Genomic DNA, 24,425 nt, shown 5'->3' with positions numbered 1-24,425 from the left:
AACGGCGTGGAAGACTACGACGGCATGGACGTCGGACCGGTCGAGATCTGACCGCCCGTCGGGGGGGGGCCCCCCCCCCCCCCCCCCCCCCCGGGGGGGGGGGGGGGGGGGGGGGGCGCCCCCCCCCCACCGCGCCCTTCACGGTCAGCCCGAAATCGCCAACCGCTCCTGGTGGTAGCGGCGCACGGCCGCAAACCAGAGCACAGCCGCCAGGCCAAATCCGGCCGCCAGGTACACGCCCCACATCTGCGCACTGATGCTTTCCTGGCGGATGATCTTGAGCAGCATCTGGTTCTGCGCCAGGAACGGCACGGCGAACTGCCACAGCTCGCTCTTCAGCGGGTACACCATCAACGCATAGCTGGGCAGCATCGGCAGCAGCATCAGCCAGGTCATGTGGCTCTGCGCTTCCTTCATGCTCTTGGCCGCTGCCGAGAGGAAGGTCAGCAGCGAGGTGCCGATGAACAGCATCGGCGTCATGATCAGCAGCATCTGCACCATCGGCAGAAAGCCCATGTTGAGCTGGCGCCCGGGCCCGGTGGTGGACAGTTGCGCGCTGAGCTTGAACGCGAGCAGCGTGAGCAGCAGCGAGGCCATGCCCACCGCGCAGGCGGCGGTGATCTTGCCGCTGACGATGGCGCTGCGCGATGCCGGCGTGGCCAGCAACGGCTCCAGCGACTGCCGCTCGCGCTCACCAGCGGTGGTGTCCATCACCAGGTAGGCACCGCCCAGGAATGACGTGATGATCAGCAGCAGCGGCAGCAGCACCGACAGCAGGAGACCACGCTTGGCTTCGACTGTGGCCATGTCTTGGGTGGCGATGTCCAGCGGTCGTGCGACCTGGGCATCGATACCACGGGCAAGCAGACGCAACGCGCCCACCTGCTGGCTGTACCCGCCCAATGCGGCTTCCAGCCGCGAGCTGGGAATGTCGGCACTGCGACGCGTGCTGTCCTTGACGATCTCCACCAGCGCCGGGCGGCCTTCCTGCCAGTCCTTGGCGAATCCGGGCGAGATGCGCAGGGCGACGTCGATCTTCTGGTCGCGGATGGCGGTGGTGAGGTCGTCCGGTGCGGCCACCGTGTTGAGTCCCTGGGACGCCAGGAATCGCACCAGATTCGGGGCATGTTCGGCACCGATCGTGGCGATCTCCAGCGGTTTGTCGATCTGCGATTTGACCCGGCTTTCGGCCAGTTTGCCCATGCCCAGGAACAGCAGCGGGTACAGCAGCGGTCCCAGCAGCAGGGTCAGCGCAAGCGTGCGACGGTCGCGCGAGAGGTCGCGCAGTTCCTTGCGCATCACGATCCACAACGTAGCAAACGAACTCATGCGTGCAACCCCTCTTCCGAACCGATCGCCTTGACGAAGGCATCTTCCAGGTTGGTTTCCCCGGTCTGTGCGCGCAGCTCATCGGCGCTGCCGGCCGCCATGACCGTCCCCTTGGCGATGATCACAATGTGATCGCAGAGCGCGGCCACCTCCTGCATGATGTGGCTGGAGAAGATCACGCAGCGGCCCTCTTCGCGCAGGCCGCGCAGGAATCCGCGCAGTGCCCGGGTGGTCATCACATCCAGCCCGTTGGTGGGTTCGTCGAGGATGACGTTGCGGGGGTCGTGTACCAGCGCGCGTGCGATGGCGGTCTTGGTGCGCTGGCCCTGCGAGAAACCGTCGGTCTGACGGTCCAGGATGTCTTCCATGTCCAGCGCCTGCGACAGCACCCTGGTACGGTCGCGGATCTGCGCGGCACTCATGCCGTGCAGCTGGCCGAAGTAGGCGATGTTCTCGCGGGCGGTCAGACGTTTGTAGACACCGCGCGCATCGGGCAGCACGCCCAGCTGGCGGCGCACGGCCACCGGGTCCTTGGCCGCATCGATGCCATCGACCATCACCCGGCCCTGGTCCGGCGTCATCAGCGTGTACAGCATGCGCATGGTGGTGGTCTTGCCGGCGCCGTTGGGGCCGAGCAGGCCGGTAATGCGGCCATCCGCGGCGTGGAAACCGACGTTCTCGACGGCCTTGATCAGCCCGGTCTTGGTCTTGAAGGCTTTGTGCAGGTTGTCGGCGACGATCATGGTTCCCATCCGTTGAACGAGGTGAAGGCCGGCACCGGGCTCAGGGTGTCCAGGCAGCTGGCGTCGAGTGCCTTGGCATCGGCGCTGTCCACGAACTGGCCGAGCAGGCGTGGCATGCAGCCGGCGTTGATGGTGCCGTGGCCCTGGCCCTTGGCGAGCAGGTGACGGCCGTTGGGCAGTTGCTTGAGCACCTGCTCGGCGTAGCGCGGCGGCGTGACCGGATCGAACTGGCCCGACAGCAGCAGCACCGGCAGCGACGAGGCGAAGGGCGCTGTGAAGTCCTTCGGGCGGGTGCCCACGTTCCACACCGGGCAGGCCGCGAAGAACATCCGCGACACCTCCGGGCCCAGCAGGCGATCGGCAGCCGCCGGTTCCTGGTAGCGGTCGGCGTCTTCGGCACAGATCACCGACCACTGCATGCCGCGGTTCATCTGCACGCCGAGGCTGCGCCCGGCCAGCCGGCTGAGCGACATCAGCGGCGCGTAGCGGCCATGCCCCGCCTCGTCCAGCACCACCGGCAGCAGCGATGACAGCTCGGGCATGTACGAGAAGGCGAAAGCCAGGCCGGTGACGGTGTCGGCGGTCAGCACGTCAGTCTTGACCTCGGCAGTGCCCGGATCGCGGTACTCCACCTCGACCGGCGCCTTGGCGAGGGTGGTCATAACGTTGCGCAGCTGGGTCCGGGTATCCACCGGGAAACGCCTGGCGCAGGCAGCGTCCTTGCGGCACTGGGCCGACTGCAGCGCGATGGCATCTTCGAAGGTATTGGCGAAGTCCCCGCCGACCACCAGGTCGTTGGGCGCCACGCCGTCGATCACCACGGTGCGGGTGTGCTGCGGGTAGCGCGCGGCGTAATGCTGCGCGACGCGGGTGCCGTAGGAACCACCGACCAGGTTGACCTTGTCCACGCCCAGCGCGGCGCGCACGGCGTCGAGATCGCCGATGGCCTCGGTGGTGGTGTAGAAGCGCGTGTCGGCACGGTCCTTCAGTGATGCGGCACAGCGCTGCGCGTAGTCGGCGATCAGGGCCGGCGTGGGCGCTGCCGTTTCGTCCAGCGGCAGCTCCTTGCCGTCCGCGCCCAGGCACGTCAGCGGGTTGGACTTGCCCGTGCCGCGCTGGTCGATCAGGAAGATGTCACGCTGCTTGCGTACCTCGCGCAGGGCCTGGTTGATCGGTGCGGCCACTTCGGTGGCGGCCTGGCCGGGGCCACCGGCGAGGAAGAACACCGGATCGGTCTTGCCGGCGCCCTGGTTGGCCACTTCCAGCCAGGCGATGTGCACGCCGATCCTGCGGCCGTCCGGTGCCGCCGGATTCTCCGGCACCTGCAACGTCGCGCACTGGGCTTCGACATTGGCACTGGCCTGCGCGCTGTTCAGCGTGCAGGGCTTGAACGCCAGCGTGCCGTAAGTACGGCTGGCGCCGGTGCCGCCCGACGCGCTTTCCGGTGCGGGCGCATTGCAGCCGGCGCACAAGGCCACGGCCAGCGCCCCGGCCAGCCTCAACTGTTTCCTGGACATCTTCCTTGCTTCCCCTTGTTGAAAGTCATGCCACCACGACGAACCCGCGCGGCGGATGTGACCCAACTTACACGGACGCCGCGCCGGCGGCGACGGCCACAGGGCATGCCTCCCCGTCGGCCCGGGCGCCAACGGCCCGGTCGCGGCCCTCGGCCTTGGCCTGGTAGAGCGCGGCGTCGGCGGCAGCCAGCAGCCCGGCCAGATCGCCCTGGCCGGGGTCGGCCGCCACCCCGATGCTGGCGGTGACCGGCACTGCCGTGCTGCCCACCGAGGCGGGCGCCGCCTGCAGCCGGTCGCGCAGGCGATTGGCCCACGCCAGCGCCTGCTGGGGGGTGGCATCGGGCAGCAGCAGCACGAACTCCTCGCCGCCGTAACGTCCCAGCAGATGCGGTCGGTCTGCCACGGCGGTGGCCAGCACACCGGCGACGTTGCGCAGGACCCGGTCGCCGGCCAGATGGCCCCAGCGGTCATTGACCTGTTTGAAGTGGTCCACATCCAGCAGCAGCAACGCCAGCGGCCGCTGCTGCTGCCGGCATGCCGCCTGCAGCGCGCTGCCATCGGCCAGCACCGCGCTGCGGTTGAGCAGACCGGTCAGCCCGTCGGTGCGCGCCAGCCGGCGCAGATCGACCAGCATCCGCTCGACCAGCAGCAGGACCAGCGCGAAACAGCGGGCCAACTCCAGCATCACGCCCGCGATGTAGGTCAGGAACATCGGCGAGCCGGTGCGCAGGATGTCCTCGCCCGCGTCGGGCGCCACCGGCAGGAACAGCCGGACCAGATACACCGCTCCTTCGGTGGCGAACACGGCCGCAGCCAGGCGGCAACTGGTGCGCTGGGCGTCGGGCGCGCGGCGCAGCAGCAGCCAGGCCATCCAGCCGTTGAGGAGCACGGCGAACAGGCTGAACACGTCCAGCCGGATGGCCAGGCTGGGGAACGGGATGAGGAAAACGGCGATGCCGGCCATGAACAGGGCGGCCAGGGCCAGCGGCTGCCAGAGCGGCAACCGGTAGTCGAGATGGCGGGCCACGCCGCACAGCATCAGCACGCCGGAAGCGGCGATGGTCGCGTTGCCGAGCAGGATCGCCGGCACCTGTGGCAGTTGGGCGCGCAGCCCCAACAAGGTAACGCTCACGGCCAGCAGCCACAGGCTCAGCGTCCACAGACGCAGCACCGGCTGGCCGCGCAGCACCACCAGCATCAGCGAAAACCCGATCGCGATGCCCACGCACAGCAGGTACCCGATGATGGCGACGGTAGGGAAATCCAGGGACATGCAGCCTCGCGCGCCAGAGCGGCGCGCGCATCTTAGCGTGAACCCGCTCGGACCCGGTGTTACTTGCTGCTGACGTACTTCTCGCGGCGTACCTGCGGGGTCGGCAGGCCGGCTTCCTTCAATGCCTCGAAAGTGGCATCAACCATGTCCGGGTTGCCGCACAGGTAGGCGATGTCGGTGGCCGGGTTGGGCGCGAACTCGGCCAGGTGCTGCTGGACATAGCCGTGGCGGACGTCCGGGTGCGGATGCTCCGGCAGCTCGCGCGACAGGCACGGCACGTAGCGGAAGCCGGGGTGCGCGGCGGCAAACGCGTAGAAGTCGTCGCTGTAGAGCAGCTCGGTCGGGGTCCGCGCGCCCTGCAGCAGCACCACCTCCACGCTGCGCTCGCGCATGGCGGTGGCCAGCAGGGGCAGCATCGAGCGGTACGGGGTGACCCCGGTGCCGGTGGCGATCAGCAGGTAGCGGGCGTTGTGGTCACCCGGCATCAGGCAGAACCGCCCGAACGGACCGCTGGCGGTGACATGGCCGCCGATGTCCAGGCCCTCGAAGAGGGCCGTGGCGGCCCCGCCGGGGACGAAACTGACGGCGATGTCGACCGCATCGCCGGCGCCCAGGGCATGGTCGTGGATGGTCGCCAGCGAATAGCTGCGCTTGGTGGCGGTGCCATCGGCGTACTCGAAGTGGACCTGGATGAACTGGCCGGGCTGGAAATCCAGCGGCTGGCCGTCATCACGCAGGAACTGGTAGTGGCCGACGGTGGGCGCCAGCATCCGCCGGTCGACCAATTTGAGAGGAAATTGAACAGGCACGTGTTCGGGACAGTGTGTAGCCGGGGCAAGCCCTCGGGGCCTTCTATAATAGCCGCTCCCCGCCCCTATCCAGCGCCGCCCCTGGGCGCGAAGGCAAGAGCTTGGCTTCCCAGAACACTCCCGCGTCCCCGACCGCCCCCGCCCTGCGGGTGCGCGACCTCCGCAAAACGTACGACAACGGCACCCAGGCGCTGAAAGGCGTTTCGCTGGACGTCGCCCCGGGCGACTTCTTCGCGCTGCTGGGCCCCAACGGCGCCGGCAAATCGACCCTGATCGGCATCATCAGCTCGCTGGTGAACCTCAGCGAAGGCCAGGTCGAGGTGTTCGGCAGCGATCTGGTGCGCGCGCGCAGCGCCACCATGCGGCTGATCGGCCTGGTTCCCCAGGAGATCAACTTCAACCTGTTCGAGAAGCCCTTCGACATCCTGGTGAACTACGCCGGTTTCTACGGCGTGGCCCGTGCCGAGGCCGAGAAGATGGCCGAGGAAGAGCTCAAGCGCGCCCACCTGTGGGAGAAGGCGCAGGTAATGAGCCGTACGCTGTCCGGCGGCATGAAGCGCCGGCTGATGATCGCCCGCGCGATGATGACGCGCCCGCGCCTGCTGATCCTGGATGAGCCGACCGCCGGCGTGGACATCGAGATCCGCCGCGACATGTGGCGTGTGCTCAAGGAGATCAATGCCGCCGGCACCACCATCATCCTCACCACGCACTACCTGGAAGAAGCCGAGCACCTGTGCCGCAACCTGGCCATCATCAACCACGGCCGGATCGTCACCCAGGGCCCGATGCGCGAGCTGCTCGCCAAGCTGGACGTGGAGGGCTTCCTGTTCGATATCGACGGCACGCTGCCCGCGCAGCTTCCGGTGATCGAGGGCGCCACCCTGATCGCCACCGACGGCCACACGCTGGACGTGGACATGCCGCGCGCAATGGACCTGAACCGGGTGTTTGAAGCGTTGAACGCCGCCGGTATCCGGGTGCGCTCGATGCGGACCAAGAGCAACCGCCTGGAGGAGCTGTTCGTGCGCCTCACCGGCAACCAGGAGAACGCAGCATGAGCAGCACCCCCACGCCCGTCCTGACCGACGGCCAGCGCAACCGCATCGCGCTGATGACCATCGTGCGCCGCGAAGTGGCGCGCATCCTGCGCATCTGGGGCCAGACCCTGGTGCCGCCGGCGATCACCATGACCCTGTACTTCCTGATCTTCGGCGGCCTGATCGGCTCGCGCGTGGGCGAGATGGGCGGCTACAGCTACATGCAGTTCATCGTGCCGGGCCTGGTGATGATGAGCGTGATCCAGAACAGCTACGGCAACATCAGCTCGTCATTCTTCGGTGCCAAGTTCGGCCGCCACGTGGAAGAACTGCTGGTCAGCCCGATGCCGAACTGGGTGATCCTGTGGGGCTACGTGTCCGGTGCGGTCCTGCGCGGCCTGATGGTCGGCATCATCGTGCTGATCATCGCCATGTTCTTCACCCCGGTGCGCATCCCGCATCCGCTGGTGACGCTGACCACCGTGCTGCTGGGTGCGACGATCTTCTCGCTGGCCGGCTTCATCAATGCCGTGTACGCCAAGAAGTTCGACGACGTGGCGATCGTGCCGACCTTCATCCTGACCCCGCTGACCTACCTGGGCGGCGTGTTCTACTCGGTGAAGCTGCTGCCGACGTGGGCCGAGGCGGCCACCCATGCCAACCCGATCTTCTACATGGTCAACGCCTTCCGCTATGGCCTGCTGGGCACCAGCGACGTACCGCTGTGGGTGGCCTACGCGCTGATGATCGGCTTCGTGGTGGTCCTGACCGCCCTGGCGCTGTGGCTGCTGCGTCGTGGCGTCGGCATGCGCAGTTGAGTAGCGCCGGCCGCTGGCCGGCTCCCCAAAAGAACAAGGAACAGTGACGATGCGCATTCTGGTGTTGGGCGCCGGTGGTACCGGCGGTTACTTCGGGGGCCGGCTGGCCCAGGCCGGGGTGGACGTGACCTTCCTGGTGCGCCCGGCGCGCGCGGCGCAGTTGGACCGCGACGGCCTGGTGATCCGCAGCCCGCTCGGCGATGCGGCGTTCCCGGTGCGGCACGTCACTGCCGAGGCGCTGCCCGCGCTGGCTGCGGCGCAGCCGTTCGATCTGGTGCTGCTCAGCTGCAAGGCCTACGACCTGGACAGTTCGATCGAGGCGATTGCACCGGCGATGTCCTCGCGTACCACGGTGCTGCCGATCCTCAACGGACTGCGCCACTACGCCGCGCTGGATGCCCGCTTCGGGCGCGATGCGGTGCTGGGCGGACTGTGCTTCATCAGCGCGACCAAGGCCGCCGATGGGGCGGTCGTGCACCTGGCACCCCCGGCCAAGCTCACGTTCGGCGAGCGCGACGGCACCGGCAGCAGCGCGCGCGTGCTCGCCCTCGCGGCCGCCTGCGTGCAGGCCAACGTGGATCACGTGGCCAGTGATGCCATCGGTCAGGAGCAGTGGATCAAGTACACGTTCCTGACCACGTTGGCGGCGTCCACCTGCCTGATGCGCGCCGATGTCGGCACGATCGTGGCCACCGATGATGGCGCCGCGATCGTGCGCGGCATGTACGACGAGTGCCTGGCCGTGGCCGACGCGGCCGGAGAGCCGATCCCGGACAAGGCCCGCGACGCAGCGCTGGGGGCCATCACCCAGGCCGGGTCGACGCTGAAGGCCTCGATGCTGCGTGATCTGGAGGCCGGCCAGCAGGTGGAGGCCGGGCAGATCGTGGGCGACATGCTCGCCCGCGCGCGCGCCGCCGGGCAGTTGGCACCGCTGCTGGCGGTGGCGTACGCGCACCTGCAGGCCTACCAGCGCCTGCGCGACGCCTGAGCATGTACACCGCCGGGCCGGCGCGCGTGCTGGTGCTGGGCATGGGCTACAGCGGGCGGCACCTGGCCGCCCTGCTGCAGGCCAAGGGCATCGCCTGCAGCGGCACCGCGCGCGACCCCGGCACGGCCCCCGATGACGGGCTGACGCGGTATCGGCTGGCCGACGGTGTCCCGGTCGATGAGGCGCTGCACGCGGCAATCCGGCGCGCGGACGCGATCGTATGCAGTGTGCCGCCGGCGGATGCGGGCGACCCGGCGCTGCGCGTGCTCGCCGATGCACTGCACGACAGTCCCGCGCTGCGCTGGGTGGGCTACCTGTCCTCGACGGCGGTCTACGCCGACCGCGACGGGGACTGGGTTGACGAACACACCTGTGCCGATGCGGACAACGACACCGCCGTCCGGCGATTGCGCGCCGAGCAGCAGTGGCGCGCGTTCGCACAGGCACGCGGCATCACCTCGGCGGTGTTCCGCCTGCCCGCCCTGTACGGCCGTGGGCGCAACGCACTGGTGCAGCTGGCACAGGGCAAGGCGCGGCACGTGGTACGGCCCGGGCTGGTATTCAACCGGCTGCATGTGGAGGATCTGGCCGGTGCGGTGCTGGCGGCGATGCAGCGGCCGCATGGCCACGCGCTGTATCTGCCCGCCGACGATGCACCGGCCCCGCCGCAGGACGTGCTCGCGCATGCCGCGCTGCTGAGTGGCTTGCCGCTGCCCGCCGCGCAGGCCTGGGATGACCCGGCCATCCCCGCCTCGCTGCGACGCTTCTATGCCAGCAATAAACGCATCGACAGCCGCGGCACACGCGCGGCCCTTCAGTGGCGCCCCCGCTTCGCGACCTACCGCGAGGGTCTGGCCGACGCCTGGGCAAACGGCGACGGCCACCGGTAGCTCACGGCCATTGCGCCTCAGGCCACGTCAGGCAACCGGAAGAACGCGCGCGTGGCCGCCGTCGCATGGGCGGCCGTGGTCTCTACCGCTTCGCCCCGATCACGCGCCAGCTCTTCGACAATGTGCGACAGGAACATCGGCTCGTTGCGACGGTCCTTGGGCATCGGCTTGAGCGAGCGCGGCAGCAGGTACGGCGCGTCGGTTTCGATCATCAGGCGGTTGGCCGGGATGTGCTTCACCAGCTCGCGCAGGTGGCCGCCACGACGTTCATCGCACAACCAGCCGGTGATGCCGATGTACCAGTCCTGGTCCAGGTAGTCGAACAGTTCCTGGCGCTCGCCGGTAAAGCAGTGCACCACCGCCGCGCCCAGTCGGCCGTCGAAGTTCTTCATCTGCGCCATGAAATCGGTGTGCGCATCGCGCTGGTGCAGAAACAGCGGCTTGCGCGCCCCATCGGCAGCGACCACGTCGGCAGCCAACTGCAACTGGCGCTCGAAGGCACGGTGCTGGGCCGGGCGCGGGGCGAAGTCACGGAAGTAATCCAGGCCGCACTCGCCCACCGCCACCACCTCGGCATGCGCATGCAGCGCGCGCATCTCCGCATCGCATTCGTCGGTGTACTCCACCGCGTGGTGCGGGTGTACGCCCGCGGTGGCATACAGGACGCCGGGATGCTGACGTGCCAGTTCCAGCGCCATCGGCGAGTGCTCGCGGCTGGCACCGGTGATCACCATCTGCACCACCCCGGCCTCGCGGGCGCGCGCCAGCACGGCGTCGCGGTCGCGGTCGAAGGAGTCGTGGGTGAGGTTGGCGCCGATATCGATCAGGTGCATGGGGCTGCTGCGGGACGGGAAACCCCGTCATTGTAGCGGCTTGCCCGGCGCGCTCACGTCTGCACCAGGTCGTGGCGCTCCCCGTGGGCGGGAAGGCTAGACGATAGGCACGGCAGGCACAGCAGCGCATGGCGGCACAGAGTGGCTCGGCGGTGCGCGCTCAGTCGGCCGGCGCGGGTGCCAGCAGAATCTCCGCCAATTCGCGCGACAGCCCCGCCAGCCGCACCTGGCCGCCATGCGGCTGCACCGTGATGAAGGGCGCGGCACCGCGAACGAAGCGGTCGTTGCCAGGCGTCGACGTCGGGCCAGCCGTACCCGGCAGCTGCAGATACCACACCTGCGCGCAGATGGCTTCCAGCACGGGCTCCGGTTCGGGATAGAGGCCACCGCGCCCGCTGACCTTCGCCGTGCGCAGCAGGGTCAGCAGATGGGCCAGAAGATCGCGGCGCCGCTCACCGGGCACGTCCAGGGCGTCGGCAAATGCCTCGGGCGCGGTGCTCATCGCCATCAGCGCGGCACTGGCGCGCGATGCCGGCACTACCGTGGCGTCCACGGACCGGCCCGCATCCACCTGCGCCTGCCAGAGGGCGTCACTGGCTGCGCTCAGGTAGGGCTGCATGTCCTGCGCGAAGCGCTGCTGCCAGACGTCGAACTGGCGCTGCGCGGCGGCCCGGTCCCATTCCGGCAGCGGACAGCGCGCGGGCCGGTCATGGCGCTCCCAGTGCGTTGGCAGGCCAAGCGAGGCGCAGGCCATGCACACCATCCCACCAGTTGCGTCCTGCACGAAACGCAGGTGGCGAGCGCTGTCGTTTCCGCAGCGGTCGGCGTCATCGAGCAGCAACTGGAATCCATCGGCCTGCCGGCACAAGGCCAGGAGATTCCTGCGGCGGTCCAGGGTGCTGCCTGTCAGCGCGTTGGTCATGATGTAGGCGACGTCGTCGCCCAGCTGCACGCTGGGATACACCGCCTCGCGCAGCGTGCCGTCGGCCACCGCGCGCCGGATCGCGGCGTCATCGCTCAACCCCGCCGGCAAATAGCGCGCCTGGATCTGGGCACGCACCAGCATGGCCCAGTGATTGCCATCATACGGCGCGTCCAGCGGAGCGCCGGCATCCACCGGTTCCGAGGCCATCGTCGTGAACGATGCGGCTGCACACCAGACCAGCACCCACAGCACGCGCGCAGCACCAGACATCCAGATCTACCGTGGTTCCAGGGCGGCACAGGGAACCACGCCGGCCGCGCGCTGGCAATGCGCAGCGTTGCGGACGCCGTATCCTACGCCGATGAGCACCCCGATTTTCCCGATTACCGCACTGCTGCCGCAGGTCCTGAACGAACTGGAGGCGCGCACGCGCCTGGTGCTGGAAGCGCCGCCCGGCGCGGGCAAGACCACCCAGGTGCCGCTGGCGCTGCTGGACGCGCCGTGGCTGCAGGGCCGGAAGATCATCATGCTCGAGCCGCGCCGGGTGGCCGCGCGCAGTGCCGCGCAGTTCATGGCGCGCCAGCGCGGCGAAGAGGTCGGTGGAACGGTGGGCTACCGCATCCGGTTCGAGAACAAGGTGTCCGCACGCACCCGGGTGGAGGTGGTCACCGAAGGCATCCTGACCCGCATGCTGCAGGACGATCCGATGCTGGAGGGGGTCGGCGCGGTGCTGTTCGACGAGTTTCATGAGCGCCACCTCGCCGCCGACCTCGGTCTGGCCCTGGCGCTGGATGTGCAGGCGCAGCTGCGTGAGGACCTGCGCATCGTCGTGATGTCGGCCACGCTGGATGGCGAGCGGCTGGCACAGTTCCTCGACGCGCCGCGCCTGAGCAGCGAGGGACGCAGCTACCCGGTGGCGATCAGCCATTTCCCCGCCCGCCGCGACGAGGCCCTGGAGGCGCAGGCCCGGCGCGCGGTGGAACAGGCGCTGGCCACCCACCCGGGCGACGTGCTGGTGTTCCTGCCCGGCCAACGCGAAATCACACGCACCCAGGCCGCGCTCGAACAGGTGCTGCCCGCCGATATCCAGGTGCTGCCCTTGCACGGCGAGCTGCCGGTGGAACAGCAGAGCCGCGTGCTGCAGCCCGATCCGCACGGTCAACGCCGCGTGGTGCTGGCGACCAATGTGGCCGAATCGTCGGTGACCCTCCCCGGCGTGCGCGTGGTGATCGACGCCGGTCTGGCGCGCGAACCGCGCTACGACCCCAACAGCGGCTTCGCGCGGCTGGACGTGGTCAGCATCGCGCAGGCGTCGGCCGATCAGCGCGCCGGCCGCGCCGGACGTGTGGCGGAGGGATGGGCCTGGCGGCTGTGGCCGCAGTCACAGCGATTGGACGCGCAGCGGCGACCGGAGATCGCCCAGGTCGAGCTGGCTTCACTGGCGCTGGAGCTGGCGGCCTGGGGCAGCGACGACCTTCGCTTCGTCGATACACCACCGGTCGGCGCGCTGGCCGCCGCGCGCGAGCTGCTGCAGCGGCTGGGCGCGATCAGCGACAGCGGCGCACTCACCGCGCCCGGCCGGCGCATGCTGGCGCTGGGCACGCATCCGCGCCTGGCAGCCATGCTGTTGGCCGCCGGCAACGGCGAGGAGCAGGCACTGGCCTGCGACCTGGCCGCGCTGGTGGAAGCGCGCGACCCGCTGCGCCAGGGCGGCGATGCACTGGCCGCACGCTGGCGTGCGCTGGCTGCCTTCCGCCAGGGGCGCGCACCGCACGACGCCAACCGCGGCGCGCTGGCCGCCATCGACGCGGCCGGCAAGCAATGGCGGCGGCGGCTGCGCTGCGACACATCGCCCCCCACCTCGGTCGAGGCACACCGCCTCGGCGATCTGCTGGCGCATGCATTCCCCGACCGCATCGCGGCGCGTCACCCGACCGATCCGCTGCGCTACCTGCTCGCCAACGGCCGCAGTGCCCGCCTGTTCGATCCCAGCGACCTGCGCGGCGAACCGTGGCTGGTAGCGGTGGAACTGCGCTACGAAGCGCGCGACGCGCTGCTGCTGCGTGCTGCGCCGGTCGATGAGAACCGCCTGCGCCGGGACTTCCCCGAGCGGTTCAGGCAGGAAGACGTGGTGCGCTGGGACGCCGAGAAGCGGGCACTGGTGGCCCGCCGCGAAACCCGCTTCGACCGCATCGTGCTCGACAGCCGTTCAGCCGGCCGCGTGGATCCGGCGCTGGCCGCGCAGGCCCTGACCGAGGCGGTGGCCGAACTCGGCCTGGCGGCGTTGCCGTGGACCGACGGCCTGCGCCAGTGGCAGGCACGCGTGCTGGGCCTGCGCAGCTGGATGCCGGCGCTGGAGCTGCCCGACGTGTCCGACGCCGCCCTGATGGCTACGTTGCCGCGCTGGCTGACGCCCGCCTTCGCGGGCCGGACCCGGCTGGACGCGCTGGACGAAGCCACCCTCGGCGAAGCCCTGAAGTCGGCACTGCCGTGGGCCCAGCGCCAGCTGGTTGATCGCCACGCGCCGGTGCGCATGTCCGTGCCATCGGGCATGGAGCGCGCGATCCACTACGCCGTCGACGCCGACGGCAGCACCCCACAGGCACCGGTGCTGGCGGTGAAACTGCAGGAGCTGTTCGGCCTGGCCGACACGCCGCGGATTGCCGACAACCGCGTCGCACTGACCCTGCACCTGCTGTCGCCCGGTGGCCGGCCGCTGCAGGTGACCCAGGACCTGCGCAACTTCTGGGCCACTACCTACGCAGAGGTGAAGAAGGAGATGAAAGGGCGCTACCCCAGGCATCCGTGGCCGGACGACCCGTGGACGGCCACCGCGACGCATCGGGCCAAACCGCGCGGCACGTGACGCCGGGCGTAACGCGCCGTGCGCATTCATGGCTGCCGGCTGACCGGCGCTCCGGGTGCGGCGACATCGCCGCACGCAAGCCGCTACAGTCGTGATCCGGTTGTGCGGAGCGGATAACACGCCCTACACGGCCCACGCGCGACACTGGACAGGAACCGAGGCAAAGGACCCCCCATGAGCAGATTGACCGTGATTACCGACCGCGCCCTCGAGCGCGCCCTGGACCTGGCAAGCAGTGCCGGCGACGGCCTCAAACATGCCGGTACCAACCTGCGCCACTTCGGTCCGCAGGCCACCGACTGGATCAAGACCGGCGCCGCACTGGGCGCGGTCAAGACCGGTAGCAGGGTGGCCGCGAAGGTGGTGCGCCGCAATCCGGCCGTAACCATCGCCGCCGCCGCCGTCGGTGTCGGCCTGCTGGGCTACGCGCTGTACCGCAAGCAGCAGAAGAAGAAGCTCGCCAACGGCGGCGTGGTCGACGGCCAGGCGCAGCGCATCAGCGCACGCAACCGCCGCAACGACACCGTGGTCGACGAGCACAGCGATATCGGCAGCGATGCCTGATCGCGCTGCGGCATCTGCGTGACATGGAAACCGCCGGCATTGCCGGCGGTTTTTTTCTGGATCCTCGCCCAGCGGATGTCAATCGATCCGCCGCCACTGCCCGGGTTGCAGGCCGTCCAGCGCGTGTGCGCCCATCGCCACCCGTACCAGCCGCAGCGTGGGCAGACCCACCGCAGCAGTCATCCGCCGCACCTGGCGGTTCCGCCCTTCGCGCAGGGTGATCGCCAGCCACGCATCGGGCACCGTTTTGCGGAACCGTACCGGCGGTGTGCGGGGCCACAGCGACGGCGGTGGTTCCAGGCGTTCCACGCCGGCCGGCAAGGTGGGCCCGTCGTTGAGCTGCACGCCCGCGCGCAGCGCCTGCAGCTGCGCATCGGTGGCGGTGCCTTCGACCTGCACCCAGTAGGTTTTGTCCGCCTTGTGGCGCGGATCGGTGAGGGCATGCGCCAGACCGCCATCGTCGGTGAGCAGCAGGAGGCCTTCGCTGTCGTAGTCCAGGCGACCGGCGGCATACACGTCCGGCGGCAGCCCGAATCCGGCCAGCGTCGCGCGCGGCGGCTGGCTGCGGTCGGTGAACTGGCACAGGACGTTGAACGGTTTGTTGAAGGCGATCAGCATGGCGGAGACGACAACGGGGGACGGAACATTGTCCCATCCCCCGGGGCCGTGCGACGCGCGGCCGCCCCGGCCCGTTACCTGGCGGGTTTGACGAAGCGAAGGGTCATGCGGTCGCTCTCGCCGATGGCCTGATACTTCGCATCGTCGGCGGCCTCATGGTTGTTGGACGGGGGCAGCGTCCACACCCCGTTGGGATGGTCCTTGGTGTCGCGCGGGTTGGCATTGATCTCGCTGCTGCCGGCCAGCGTGAAGCCGGCGGCCTCGGCCATCGCGATCACCTGCTTCTGCCCGACGTAGCCGCTCTTGTCATCGGCCGGCACATCGGCCGTGGCGCGGTGTTCAACCACGCCCAGCACGCCACCGGGCTTGAGCACGCTGTAGAAGCCCTTGAACATGCCTTCGGCCTGGTTCGCACTGCGCCAGTTGTGCACATTGCGGAAGGTGAGCACCACATCAGCCGAATCGGGCGCGCCGAACTGCGGCGCGGTCGGATCGTAGGCCACCACGCGGGTCTTGCCGTACAGCGCGGCGTTGGCGGCAAACTTCTTTTCCAGGCCATCACGGCTGCGCTGCTGGTAATCGCGGCCGCGGCCTTCGGCGACCGCCATCGGATCGACCACCGCCGCCACGTAAGTGCCGTTGTCGCGCAGCAGCGGGGCCAGGATCTCCGAGTACCAGCCGCCCCCCGGGGTGATCTCGATGACGGTCTTGCCCGGTGCCACGCCGAAGAACGACAGCGTCTGCGCCGGATGGCGCCACGGATCGCGCTTGACGTTGGCCGGGTCGCGCCAGCTTCCCTGCACAGCGGTCTGCACGGCGGGGGTGATCGCGATCTGCGCATTGGGGCCGGCTGGCTTGGTTGCCAGCGCCGGTGCGGACAGCAGCAGCGCGGACAGGGTGAACAGGCAGGCAGTGGTCAGCGAACGGGTTTTCATCGGCGGTTTCCTGGCGGCGGGTTGCGGCGAGACTAGCAGCCACGGCGCCCCAGGTGTTCACAAAACGTTAGTGCGATGCAGCACGACGGAACACTGTTTTGTGCCTGCTGCCGCAACGCGGTCATCGGCATCGACTTATCCTGTCGCTCTGGCTTTCAGAAGGATGACATCGCCCATGACTGCACTGCGGGACCTCGGCCGCTCCGGCCTCTCCGTCCACCCCATCGCCTTCGGCGGCAACGTGTTCGGCTGGAGCGCCGACGAGAAGACCTCATTCGATCTGCTGGACGCTTTCGTCGATGCCGGCTTCAATCTGGTTGATACCGCCGACGCTTACTCGGCGTGGGTGCCGGGCAATGCCGGCGGCGAATCGGAATCCATCCTCGGCCGTTGGTTCAAGCGCAGCGGCAAGCGCGATCAGGTGGTGCTGGCCACCAAGGTGGCCAAGTGGGCCGAGCGGCCGGGCCTGTCCGCGGACAACATCGCCGCGGCGGTGGAGGATTCGCTCCGTCGGCTGCAGACCGATGTGATCGATCTCTACCAGGCACACGAAGACGACCAATCCACGCCGCTGGAGACCACCCTGGCCGCGTTCGGCCGGCTGATCGACCAGGGCAAGGTGCGCGCCATCGGCGCCTCCAACTACAGCGCGTCGCGGCTGCGCGATGCGCTGGCCGTGTCGGCCGACTACGCGCTGCCGCGCTATGAAACGCTGCAGCCGGAGTACAACCTGTATGACCGGGGCGGCTATGAAGCCGAGCTGGAACCGCTGGTCCGCGAGCAGCAGATCGGCGTGATCAGCTATTACTCGCTGGCCAGTGGCTTTCTCAGCGGCAAGTACCGGCGTGCCGACGATGCGGCAAAGAGCAGCGCACGCGGCCGCAGCGTGGTCGACAGGTACCTCAATCCGCGTGGCCTGCGCATTCTCACCGCGCTGGACGACATCGCCGGCACGCACGGTGCCAGCCCATCGCAGGTGGCGCTTGCATGGCTGATCGCACGGCCGGGCATCACCGCGCCGATCGTCAGTGCCACCAGCGTCGAACAACTCAAGGACGTGCTGGCAGCCGCACAGGTGACGCTATCCGCGCAGGATATCGCGCAGCTCGACGCGGCCAGCGCCGAGGACTGAAGCGCGCCGTGGTGCCGTGACCAGACAGCCGCCGCGAGGCGGCTGTTTCTTTTTCCGACACGCGCCCGCAGTACCCGTGAATCTCCGGGTTAATAAAACAGGTTCAATAACCGCTTGCGCGCAGATTCAAACCCGGGTAATGTTCGCGCCCATCGCCGCAGCGTGCGGCATCCCATCCCTTCAACCGAGCCCGTCATGCACCGTTGTTTCCCCGCCATCGCCGACCGACTGCCAAGCGCGACCCACGCGCTGCGTCCGTGCGATGTCGCGGGCAAGGCACTGACGCTGGCCATCGACTGATCTTCCTGCACGGAGATCGGTCCCCGATCTCCGAGGCATGCCAACGCCCTCGGATGCTGCATCCGGGGGCGTTTTCGTTTGCGTTGGCATCGCTTCAACACAGGATCACCATGCCGTATTCCCCCATCGTCCACACCCGGGCAAGGACTGCCTGACCACACGGACGTGTTGCCGAGAGGCGCGAGAGCGCTGTGCCCTGGTGTGGGGCACGGGCGACGGGTGATTATGTGCATGACATATTGATATCGGCTTGTCCGATATTGATGCATCGGTTTGTTCGATTATCTCAACGGTGCAGGCTTTCGCCTGCCTGGTGCGCGCGACCGTGTCGTGGCGTATGCCGGGATGATCGACACCGGTGCGACATCGGCCTGCTGGTGCGGGCAGCGGCGAAGGCCGCGCAGGTCGGTTCGATTCCGGCATGTCATTGGATGGCTCATCGGTAGAGCCGCAGGTTCGCCCTGCGTGTTGCGGGTTCGAATCCCGCTCCAGACCCTTGCAATCGGGCGCAGGCCCACTCGGGATCCCCCGCCCTGTCGCGGCACCGCATTGCATCGCGGTGCCGCGGCCGGGCAACGCTTCCGCCGCCGGGCCAGCGCCCTGGACGCGCAACGACCCGACGCTCCGCCATGCCAACCGTGGTGGCGTGCGTCGCGGCACGACGCCGACAGCGCCCTGGCGCCGCGTCGCCGGCGTCGCGGGGCTCCCACCTTCTTCCGCCCCACGGGGCACCCCGCGCGTCGTGGCCGGTATCCGGGTGGCGGGCGGTCACCGCACCGGATGCCACCACCAGAGCCCACAGGAGAATGCCCATGTTCTGGACCAGGAAGGTCGTGATCGGCGAAAGCGAGCGCGGCCTGGTGTATCGCAACCGTCAGTTCGAGGCCGTGCTCGGCCCCGGTACCCACCGCTGGTTCGATCCGCGCGGCGAGCGTGAGGTCGTGCTGCACGACATCCGCACACCGCGCTACGCCGGCACCGATGCCGACCTGCTGATGGCCCGTCACGACGCGGATCTGCAGCAGTCGTTCGTGCTGGCCGACATCGGCCCGCGCGAAATCGGCCTGGTGTACGCCCAGGAGCGCCTGTGCGACGTGTTGCCGCCGGACGCACGCCAGCTTTACTGGCGTGGGCTGGTCCCGGTACGGGTGGAGACCGTGGCGCTGGAGACGGTACCGGTGGTGCCGGCGGACATCGTGCTGCGGCTGCGCCAGATCGGCCTGCTGTCGCGTTACACGGTGACTACCCATGTGCCGGAGCAGCACGCCGCGCTGGTGTTCATCGATGGCCAGCTGGCGCGTACGCTGGGCCCCGGCCCCGTGTCGTTCTGGAACCTGCAGAGCAGCGTGGTGGTGGATGTAGTGGATCTGCGCCTGCAGGCCGTCGAGGTGGGCGGCCAGGAGCTGCTGACGCGCGACAAGGTCTCGCTGCGCGTGAACCTGTCGGCCAGCACGCGTGTGGTCGACCCGGTGGCCGCACGGACCGGGGTAGCCAAGGTAGGCGAGCAGGTCTATCGCGAGCTGCAGTTCGCATTGCGCCAGGCTGTATCGGCGCGTTCGCTGGACGAGCTGCTGGCCGACAAGGCCGCACTGGACGCCGACATCCTGGTGCGCGTGCGTGCGCAGGTGGCGGGCCTGGGCACCGACGTGCTCGGCGTCGGCGTCAAGGACGTGATCCTGCCCGGCGACATGCGCGAGATCTTCAATGCCGTGGTGCAGGCCGAGAAGGAAGCGCAGGCCAATGTGGTACGCCGACGCGAGGAGGCCAACGCCACCCGTTCGCTGCTCAACACCGCCAGGCTGATCGAGGACAGCCCGGTACTGATGCGGCTCAAGGAGCTGGAGGCGCTGGAAAAGGTCACCGCCAAGATCGACAAGCTCACCGTGTTCGGCGGCCTGGATGGCGTGCTGAAGCAGCTGGTGACGATGAAGCCAAAGGAATGATCCATGAACATGCAACACACATTCGAGTATCTGCACGCCGAAGGCGGCACCACCCCGATCAAGGGCTGGGTACGCGGCGTACCGGTGGACGCATTGGCCCGCGAACAGCTGGCCAACATTGCCGCACTACCGTTCGTTGGCCCGTGGGTGGCGGTGATGCCCGACGTGCACGTGGGCAAGGGCGCCACGGTGGGGTCGGTGATCCCGACGCGCGGCGCGATCATCCCCGCTGCTGTCGGCGTGGACATCGGCTGCGGCATGGCGGCGGTGCGCACCACCCTGCGCGCCAAGGACCTGCCCGACAACCTGGCCCAGCTGCGCAGCAGCATCGAGCGCAGCGTGCCGGTCGGCAACGGCCGTGGCGGTGAACACCGCCGGTTGCCCGACAGTATCCGCACCCGGATCGAACGCTCCGGTCTGGTGACGCGGCTGGACGCGATCAAGCAGCGTCATCGGCGCATCCGCACCGACAAGCTGGAGAACCAGATCGGCACGCTGGGCGGCGGCAACCACTTCATCGAGATCTGCCTGGATGAAACCGGCGCGGTGTGGGTGATGCTGCATAGTGGCTCACGTGGCACCGGCAACCTGATCGGCACGTACTTCATCGAACAGGCGCGTGAGCAGCTGGCCCGGCGGGTGCTTGGCTTCCACCTGCCGGACCGGGACCTGGCGTTCTTCATGGAGGGCGAAGCGCTGTTCGACGACTACGTCGAGGCGGTATCGTGGGCGCAGGACTACGCCCGCGAGAACCGCGAGGCGATGATGGCGCGGGTGCTGGCCGAGATGCGCCACCGGTTGCCGACGTTCCAGCTGGAGGCGTTGGCGGTGAACTGTCACCACAACTACGTGCAGCGCGAGACCCACGGCGGCGAACCCCTGCTGATCACCCGCAAGGGCGCAGTAAGTGCACGTGCAGGTGAGCTGGGAATCATTCCCGGCAGCATGGGCGACTGCAGCTACATCGTGCGCGGCAAGGGCAACGCGGAGAGCTTCCACAGCTGCAGCCACGGTGCCGGACGCGTACTGAGCCGGACGGCCGCGCGGCAGCAGATCACGCTGGCGCAGCACCGCGAGGCGACCGCCCATGTGGAATGCCGCAAGGACGCGGCGGTCATCGACGAATCGCCGGCCGCCTACAAGTCGATCGAGGCGGTGATGGCAGCGCAGCGCGACCTGGTGGAGGTGGTGCACACCCTGCGCCAGGTGGTGTGCATCAAGGGATGACCGCGCTGTCCTCGGCCACCAGTGCGTGATGAAGGCTGATACCCGCGCGCACCCCTTCGGCATTGGCCAGGGTGATGTTGCCGACCACGGTGGCATCACCCGCCGCGTACACGCCGGGCACCGTGGTCTGCTTCTGCGCATCCACCCGTACCAGCACGCCGACGGGGCTCTCATCCAGCGCGCAGCCGAGCTGCTCGACCAGCGGTGAGCCCATGTGCTGACGGGCGGTCACGAACAGCGCGCGCAGATCGATGCGGCGGCCGTCGGCGAGCACGGCTGCGCTGAGCTGCGGGGCCTCGCCGTCCAGCCCCACGACCTGCGTATGCTCGACAGTAACGCCACGTCGCTGCAACCGGGCCGCGTCGTCCTCGTCCAGCGTCATGCCGTGCGCGAACAAGGTCACCTGGCCCCACTCGGCGAGCAGCCCGGCCATCGTGCTGGACATCGGATGCCCGCCCAGCAGGCCGATCGCCCCGCCGCCGATCTCGTAGCCGTGGCAGTACGGGCAATGCAGAACGCTGTGGCCCCAGCGCTCGGCCAGCCCGGGCAGTGCGGGCAGTTCGTCGCGGATACCGGTGGCCAGCAGCAGCTTGCGCGCAGCCCAGGTCTCGCCACCGGTGGTATGGACGGCGAAGCCATCGGCGGTGCGCGAGGCGCTGTCCACCGTGTCGCTGAGCCAGCGCACGGTCGGGTAGTCCAGCAGTTGCACCTTGGCCCGGCGCAGCAGCTCGCTGCCGGCGATGCCATCCAGGCCAAGCACACCGTGCGAGTGGGCGGCGAAGCGGTTGCGCGGCAGGCCGCCGTCGATCACCAGCACCTCGCGGCGGGCACGCGCGAGCATCAGCGCGGCGGACAGACCGGCAAAACTGCCACCGATGATCACGGCATCAAACGTCATGGGAACCTCCAGCAGCATGGTGGGCCAGGTGGCGGGCGAAGGCCGCGCCGAGGGTGTCCAGGGTGGTGGCGCGCAGGCGCGTTTCGAGCAGCGCCTGGGCTTGCCGGTAACTGTCGTCCAGCGCCGCGTTCACCACCTGCTGGACCGGGCAGCCGCGGCCGCCTTCACGCGCACCGGTGTGCAGCAGCGGGGGCGCGCCGACGGCGACATAGACGTCGTGCAGGGTGATGCTGGCCGGGTCGCACGCCAGTTGGCTGCCGCCGCCGTGACCGCGCACGTTGCTGACCAGCCCCCCCTTCTGCAGCGCCGCCAGCAGACGCCGGATCACCACGGGGTGGGTCGGCAGGCAGGTGGCGAGTTGTTCGGAGGTACGTGGGCCGTCCTGACCGACCAGGTGGGCCATCACGTGCAGGGCGTCGGAGAACTGGTTGCTGGATTTCATGTAACTACGATAGTTACATATTTGCGGGCTGTCCAGTGGCGCTGTTCCATTCATCACTTCGACAGAGACGTCACAAAGAATTCACATCCTTGAATGGAACGGTAAGCGTGACGGACCTCCCACTTCAGAAGGTCCCGACACGCTCCGATACCGCATCGCCCTTCCCTACTTCCTGACGTCCATGTCCATGTTGTCCGCCGCACCCGCGCGTGCCCTGAGCCTGCAGTTCAAGTTGCTGGGCGCACTGTCGCTTGGCCTGTTCATCGTTGTGGTGTGCGCCCTGGCCGGACTCGGCTCGGCCTGGTTGAACCTGTCCACCGAGGTACCCGCCGAGGTCGCCCGCAATGCACGCGCCGACACGCTGCAACGCGAGTTCCGCCTGCAGGTGCAGGAATGGAAGAACGTGCTGATCCGCGGCAGCGACGCGGCCCTGCGCGAACGCCATCTGGCCGCCTTCGATGCCCAAGGCCGCAAGGCACAGGCCCTGGCGCAGGCGCTGGCCGGCGCCGACGATGCGGACACCGCACGCCTGGCCGGCACGTTCCTGGCCCAGCACACCGCCCTGCAGCAGGCCTACCACGGCGCTCTGGAGGCGTTTGCCGCCAGCGGCTACAGCCCGCTGGACGGCGATGCGCTGGTGCGCGGCAAGGACCGCGCGCCCGGGGCCACCCTGGATGCGCTGGGTGAGCGCACCGCCGTGGTGGCCGAGCGCGCGGTGCAGGCGCGCTCGGAACAGGCCCGGCGCACGCTCGTGGTATGCGCGGCGCTGACCGCGCTGGCGGCACTGGTGTTGATGGGGATACTGGCGATCTGGCTGCGTCGTGCGGTGATCGCACCGGTGCTGGCGGTGGAAGCGGCCGCGCGTGCGGTGGCACGTGGCGATCTGGAGCACACCGTGCAGGTCCGCAGCGGCGATGAGATCGGCCGTCTTGGCCAGGCCATGAGCGCGGTCACCCGCACCCTGAAAGACGTGCTGGCCGCCCAGGCCACGATGGCCGCGCGCCATGACGCCGGCCAGATCAGCTATCGCATGGACGATGCCGCCTTCCCCGGCGGCTATGGGCAGATGGTGCGCGACGTCAACGCGCTGGTCGATGCGCATATCCGGGTCAAGCTGCGTGCGATCGAGATCATGGGGCGCTATGCCGTGGGCGACCTGGCGCTGGACATGGAACGGCTGCCCGGCGAAAAGGCGGTGATCACCCAGGCGCTGGACACGGCCAAGGCCAATCTCGGCGCGATCAACGCCGAGATCAAGCGCCTGGCCCGCGCGGCGGCGGCGGGCGACTTCAGCCAACGCGGTGATGAAGCGCGCTATGCGCACGATTTCCGCGAGATGGTGGCCGGCCTCAACCAGCTGATGCAGACCACCGAACAGGATCTGGGCCAGGTGTCGGCGGTGCTGCAGGCGATCGCGCGCGGCGATCTTGGCGCCCGCATGCAGGGCGACTTCCACGGGGTGTTCGCACGCATGCGCGACGACGTGGCGCGCACCAGTGGCCAGCTCACCGGCATCGTCGGCGACATCAAGCAGGCCGCACAGGCGATCCAGACCGCAGCCAGTGAGATCGCCGCCGGCAACAGCGATCTGTCGCAGCGCACCGAACAGCAGGCCGCGAACCTGGAGGAAACCGCCGCGTCGATGGAAGAGCTGACCTCGACCGTGCGCCAGAACGCCGAGCACGCCCGCCAGGCCAACCAGCTCGCCATCGGTGCACACGCAGTGGCCACGCAGGGCGGTGAGGTGGTCGGGCAGGTGGTACTCACGATGGGGGCCATCGAAGCCTCGTCGCGCCGCATCGCCGACATCATCAGCGTCATTGACGGGATCGCCTTCCAGACCAACATCCTGGCGCTCAATGCCGCCGTCGAAGCCGCGCGCGCCGGCGACCAGGGCCGCGGCTTTGCGGTGGTGGCCAGCGAAGTGCGCACGCTGGCGCAACGGTCGGCCGCCGCCGCCAAGGAGATCAAGGGTCTGATCGATGCCTCCGTCGGGGACGTGGCGACCGGAGCCGCCCTGGTGCGCCAGGCGGGCCAGACCATGCAGGAGATCGTGGGCGGCGTGCAACGGGTGACCGACATCATGGCCGAGATTTCCGCGGCCTCGCAGGAGCAGTCGGCCGGCATCGAGCAGGTCAACCAGACCGTGGTGCACATGGACGAAGCGACGCAGCAGAACGCAGCCCTGGTGGAGGAAGCGTCGGCGGCCGCACGCAGCATGGAAGAGCAGGCAATCGTGCTGAACGCGGCGGTGGACGTGTTCGTGCTGGACACCCGACGGGCGGCCGGCCCGGGCGTGCCGCAGGCGGCGTAACGGGTGGCGCGTGCCGGCCCG

At 69.0% G+C, this 24,425-nt stretch carries 21 protein-coding genes and 1 tRNA gene; 11 read left to right on the top strand and 11 right to left on the bottom strand.

Annotated elements, in window-relative coordinates:
* Positions 1-144 precede the first annotated feature (144 nt).
* The 5 genes from ACPEH8_RS17315 to ACPEH8_RS17295 all read right to left on the bottom strand — a co-directional run bounded on the left by ACPEH8_RS17315 (position 145) and on the right by ACPEH8_RS17295 (position 5,671).
* Positions 145-1,329, bottom strand: a complete 1,185-nt coding sequence (locus ACPEH8_RS17315; protein ID WP_423667643.1) for an ABC transporter permease — start codon at positions 1,327-1,329, stop codon at positions 145-147.
* Positions 1,326-2,072 carry an ATP-binding cassette domain-containing protein gene (locus ACPEH8_RS17310; RefSeq protein WP_136006043.1) on the bottom strand — a complete coding sequence of 249 codons (747 nt, stop codon included), beginning with the start codon at positions 2,070-2,072 and terminating at the stop codon, positions 1,326-1,328. The genes ACPEH8_RS17315 and ACPEH8_RS17310 overlap by 4 nt, the downstream gene beginning before the upstream one ends.
* Complete coding sequence (locus tag ACPEH8_RS17305) at positions 2,069-3,589, bottom strand: alpha/beta hydrolase (RefSeq protein WP_423667640.1); 1,521 nt, start codon at positions 3,587-3,589, stop codon at positions 2,069-2,071. The genes ACPEH8_RS17310 and ACPEH8_RS17305 overlap by 4 nt, the downstream gene beginning before the upstream one ends.
* A gap of 67 nt (positions 3,590-3,656) precedes the next feature.
* Positions 3,657-4,862, bottom strand: a complete 1,206-nt coding sequence (locus ACPEH8_RS17300; RefSeq protein WP_136006046.1) for a GGDEF domain-containing protein — start codon at positions 4,860-4,862, stop codon at positions 3,657-3,659.
* Between the two features lie 59 nt (positions 4,863-4,921).
* On the bottom strand, positions 4,922-5,671 hold the full coding sequence (locus ACPEH8_RS17295; RefSeq protein ID WP_153165092.1) for a ferredoxin--NADP reductase: 750 nt from the start codon (positions 5,669-5,671) through the stop codon (positions 4,922-4,924).
* 101 nt (positions 5,672-5,772) lie between these two features.
* Between ACPEH8_RS17295 and ACPEH8_RS17290 the strand changes: the two genes are divergently transcribed.
* The 4 genes from ACPEH8_RS17290 to ACPEH8_RS17275 are packed head-to-tail and all read left to right on the top strand — an operon-like array spanning position 5,773 to position 9,407.
* Positions 5,773-6,732, top strand: coding sequence for an ABC transporter ATP-binding protein (locus ACPEH8_RS17290; RefSeq protein WP_017355683.1), 960 nt, complete (start codon positions 5,773-5,775; stop codon positions 6,730-6,732).
* Positions 6,729-7,529, top strand: coding sequence for an ABC transporter permease (locus tag ACPEH8_RS17285; RefSeq protein WP_017355682.1), 801 nt, complete (start codon positions 6,729-6,731; stop codon positions 7,527-7,529). Before ACPEH8_RS17290 ends, ACPEH8_RS17285 begins: the two co-directional genes overlap by 4 nt.
* Positions 7,530-7,572: 43 nt before the next feature.
* The gene (gene panE / locus ACPEH8_RS17280) at positions 7,573-8,517 is read left to right on the top strand and encodes a 2-dehydropantoate 2-reductase (RefSeq protein WP_423667637.1); all 945 of its coding nucleotides are present in this window, start codon (positions 7,573-7,575) and stop codon (positions 8,515-8,517) included.
* 2 nt (positions 8,518-8,519) lie between these two features.
* Positions 8,520-9,407 (top strand): NAD-dependent epimerase/dehydratase family protein, encoded by an 888-nt coding sequence (locus ACPEH8_RS17275; protein ID WP_423667634.1) that lies wholly within the window; start codon positions 8,520-8,522, stop codon positions 9,405-9,407.
* Between the two features lie 17 nt (positions 9,408-9,424).
* On the opposite strand, the gene ACPEH8_RS17270 is transcribed toward ACPEH8_RS17275, so the two are convergent.
* Positions 9,425-10,240, bottom strand: coding sequence for a TatD family hydrolase (locus tag ACPEH8_RS17270; protein WP_017355679.1), 816 nt, complete (start codon positions 10,238-10,240; stop codon positions 9,425-9,427).
* Positions 10,241-10,400: 160 nt separating this feature from the next.
* Entirely contained in the window at positions 10,401-11,435 is a 1,035-nt protein-coding gene (locus ACPEH8_RS17265; RefSeq protein ID WP_262072170.1) for a hypothetical protein, read from the bottom strand.
* Positions 11,436-11,526: 91 nt separating this feature from the next.
* Between ACPEH8_RS17265 and hrpB the strand changes: the two genes are divergently transcribed.
* Both hrpB and ACPEH8_RS17255 read left to right on the top strand, forming a co-directional pair.
* Positions 11,527-14,031: an ATP-dependent helicase HrpB gene (hrpB, locus tag ACPEH8_RS17260; RefSeq protein ID WP_153165097.1), complete on the top strand. Its 2,505-nt coding sequence runs from the start codon at positions 11,527-11,529 to the stop codon at positions 14,029-14,031.
* A 174-nt stretch (positions 14,032-14,205) separates the two neighbouring features.
* Positions 14,206-14,595 (top strand): hypothetical protein, encoded by a 390-nt coding sequence (locus tag ACPEH8_RS17255; protein ID WP_017354753.1) that lies wholly within the window; start codon positions 14,206-14,208, stop codon positions 14,593-14,595.
* Between the two features lie 78 nt (positions 14,596-14,673).
* On the opposite strand, the gene ACPEH8_RS17250 is transcribed toward ACPEH8_RS17255, so the two are convergent.
* Together ACPEH8_RS17250 and ACPEH8_RS17245 are read right to left on the bottom strand one after the other, a co-directional pair.
* Entirely contained in the window at positions 14,674-15,213 is a 540-nt protein-coding gene (locus tag ACPEH8_RS17250) for a pseudouridine synthase (RefSeq protein WP_153165098.1), read from the bottom strand.
* A 74-nt stretch (positions 15,214-15,287) separates the two neighbouring features.
* On the bottom strand, positions 15,288-16,148 hold the full coding sequence (locus ACPEH8_RS17245) for a class I SAM-dependent methyltransferase (RefSeq protein WP_017354755.1): 861 nt from the start codon (positions 16,146-16,148) through the stop codon (positions 15,288-15,290).
* A gap of 175 nt (positions 16,149-16,323) precedes the next feature.
* Here ACPEH8_RS17245 and ACPEH8_RS17240 point away from each other — a divergent pair, with 175 nt between their 5' ends.
* The 4 genes from ACPEH8_RS17240 to ACPEH8_RS17225 all read left to right on the top strand — a co-directional run bounded on the left by ACPEH8_RS17240 (position 16,324) and on the right by ACPEH8_RS17225 (position 20,750).
* Positions 16,324-17,280 carry an aldo/keto reductase gene (locus tag ACPEH8_RS17240; protein WP_136006060.1) on the top strand — a complete coding sequence of 319 codons (957 nt, stop codon included), beginning with the start codon at positions 16,324-16,326 and terminating at the stop codon, positions 17,278-17,280.
* Positions 17,281-18,003: 723 nt separating this feature from the next.
* A tRNA-Arg gene (locus ACPEH8_RS17235) sits at positions 18,004-18,075 on the top strand.
* 317 nt (positions 18,076-18,392) lie between these two features.
* Positions 18,393-19,523 carry a slipin family protein gene (locus ACPEH8_RS17230; protein ID WP_017354758.1) on the top strand — a complete coding sequence of 377 codons (1,131 nt, stop codon included), beginning with the start codon at positions 18,393-18,395 and terminating at the stop codon, positions 19,521-19,523.
* 3 nt (positions 19,524-19,526) lie between these two features.
* Positions 19,527-20,750: an RtcB family protein gene (locus tag ACPEH8_RS17225; RefSeq protein ID WP_017354759.1), complete on the top strand. Its 1,224-nt coding sequence runs from the start codon at positions 19,527-19,529 to the stop codon at positions 20,748-20,750.
* Here the strand turns inward: ACPEH8_RS17225 and ACPEH8_RS17220 are convergent.
* Together ACPEH8_RS17220 and ACPEH8_RS17215 are read right to left on the bottom strand one after the other, a co-directional pair.
* On the bottom strand, positions 20,740-21,648 hold the full coding sequence (locus ACPEH8_RS17220) for an NAD(P)/FAD-dependent oxidoreductase (RefSeq protein ID WP_017354760.1): 909 nt from the start codon (positions 21,646-21,648) through the stop codon (positions 20,740-20,742). The two genes, ACPEH8_RS17225 and ACPEH8_RS17220, sit on opposite strands and share 11 nt — an antisense overlap.
* A complete protein-coding gene (locus ACPEH8_RS17215) occupies positions 21,638-22,090 on the bottom strand; it encodes an Rrf2 family transcriptional regulator (RefSeq protein WP_153165100.1) in 453 nt (150 codons plus the stop codon). Before ACPEH8_RS17215 ends, ACPEH8_RS17220 begins: the two co-directional genes overlap by 11 nt.
* Before the next feature lie 181 nt (positions 22,091-22,271).
* Here ACPEH8_RS17215 and ACPEH8_RS17210 point away from each other — a divergent pair, with 181 nt between their 5' ends.
* Complete coding sequence (locus ACPEH8_RS17210; protein ID WP_153165101.1) at positions 22,272-24,404, top strand: methyl-accepting chemotaxis protein; 2,133 nt, start codon at positions 22,272-22,274, stop codon at positions 24,402-24,404.
* Positions 24,405-24,425 lie beyond the last annotated feature (21 nt).

It is taken from the genome of Stenotrophomonas sp. NPDC077461 (genome assembly GCF_049545475.1).
GTDB classification, from domain to species: Bacteria; Pseudomonadota; Gammaproteobacteria; order Xanthomonadales; family Xanthomonadaceae; genus Stenotrophomonas; species Stenotrophomonas nematodicola.
This window is presented reverse-complemented; position numbering and strand designations above follow the sequence as displayed.

Bases quoted from the DNA above. Each gene is read 5' to 3' on its own strand.
- ACPEH8_RS17230 (WP_017354758.1), top strand. From the start codon at position 18,393: ATGTTCTGGACCAGGAAGGTCGTGATCGGCGAAAGCGAGCGCGGCCTG.
- ACPEH8_RS17270 (WP_017355679.1), bottom strand. From the start codon at position 10,240: ATGCACCTGATCGATATCGGCGCCAACCTCACCCACGACTCCTTCGAC.
- ACPEH8_RS17240 (WP_136006060.1), top strand. From the start codon at position 16,324: ATGACTGCACTGCGGGACCTCGGCCGCTCCGGCCTCTCCGTCCACCCC.
- hrpB (WP_153165097.1), top strand. From the start codon at position 11,527: ATGAGCACCCCGATTTTCCCGATTACCGCACTGCTGCCGCAGGTCCTG.
- ACPEH8_RS17215 (WP_153165100.1), bottom strand. From the start codon at position 22,090: ATGAAATCCAGCAACCAGTTCTCCGACGCCCTGCACGTGATGGCCCAC.
- ACPEH8_RS17300 (WP_136006046.1), bottom strand. From the start codon at position 4,862: ATGTCCCTGGATTTCCCTACCGTCGCCATCATCGGGTACCTGCTGTGC.
- ACPEH8_RS17275 (WP_423667634.1), top strand. From the start codon at position 8,520: ATGTACACCGCCGGGCCGGCGCGCGTGCTGGTGCTGGGCATGGGCTAC.
- ACPEH8_RS17310 (WP_136006043.1), bottom strand. From the start codon at position 2,072: ATGATCGTCGCCGACAACCTGCACAAAGCCTTCAAGACCAAGACCGGG.
- ACPEH8_RS17285 (WP_017355682.1), top strand. From the start codon at position 6,729: ATGAGCAGCACCCCCACGCCCGTCCTGACCGACGGCCAGCGCAACCGC.
- ACPEH8_RS17305 (WP_423667640.1), bottom strand. From the start codon at position 3,589: ATGTCCAGGAAACAGTTGAGGCTGGCCGGGGCGCTGGCCGTGGCCTTG.
- ACPEH8_RS17265 (WP_262072170.1), bottom strand. From the start codon at position 11,435: ATGTCTGGTGCTGCGCGCGTGCTGTGGGTGCTGGTCTGGTGTGCAGCC.
- ACPEH8_RS17255 (WP_017354753.1), top strand. From the start codon at position 14,206: ATGAGCAGATTGACCGTGATTACCGACCGCGCCCTCGAGCGCGCCCTG.
- ACPEH8_RS17245 (WP_017354755.1), bottom strand. From the start codon at position 16,148: ATGAAAACCCGTTCGCTGACCACTGCCTGCCTGTTCACCCTGTCCGCG.
- ACPEH8_RS17315 (WP_423667643.1), bottom strand. From the start codon at position 1,329: ATGAGTTCGTTTGCTACGTTGTGGATCGTGATGCGCAAGGAACTGCGC.
- ACPEH8_RS17210 (WP_153165101.1), top strand. From the start codon at position 22,272: ATGTCCATGTTGTCCGCCGCACCCGCGCGTGCCCTGAGCCTGCAGTTC.
- ACPEH8_RS17220 (WP_017354760.1), bottom strand. From the start codon at position 21,648: ATGACGTTTGATGCCGTGATCATCGGTGGCAGTTTTGCCGGTCTGTCC.
- ACPEH8_RS17225 (WP_017354759.1), top strand. From the start codon at position 19,527: ATGAACATGCAACACACATTCGAGTATCTGCACGCCGAAGGCGGCACC.
- ACPEH8_RS17250 (WP_153165098.1), bottom strand. From the start codon at position 15,213: ATGCTGATCGCCTTCAACAAACCGTTCAACGTCCTGTGCCAGTTCACC.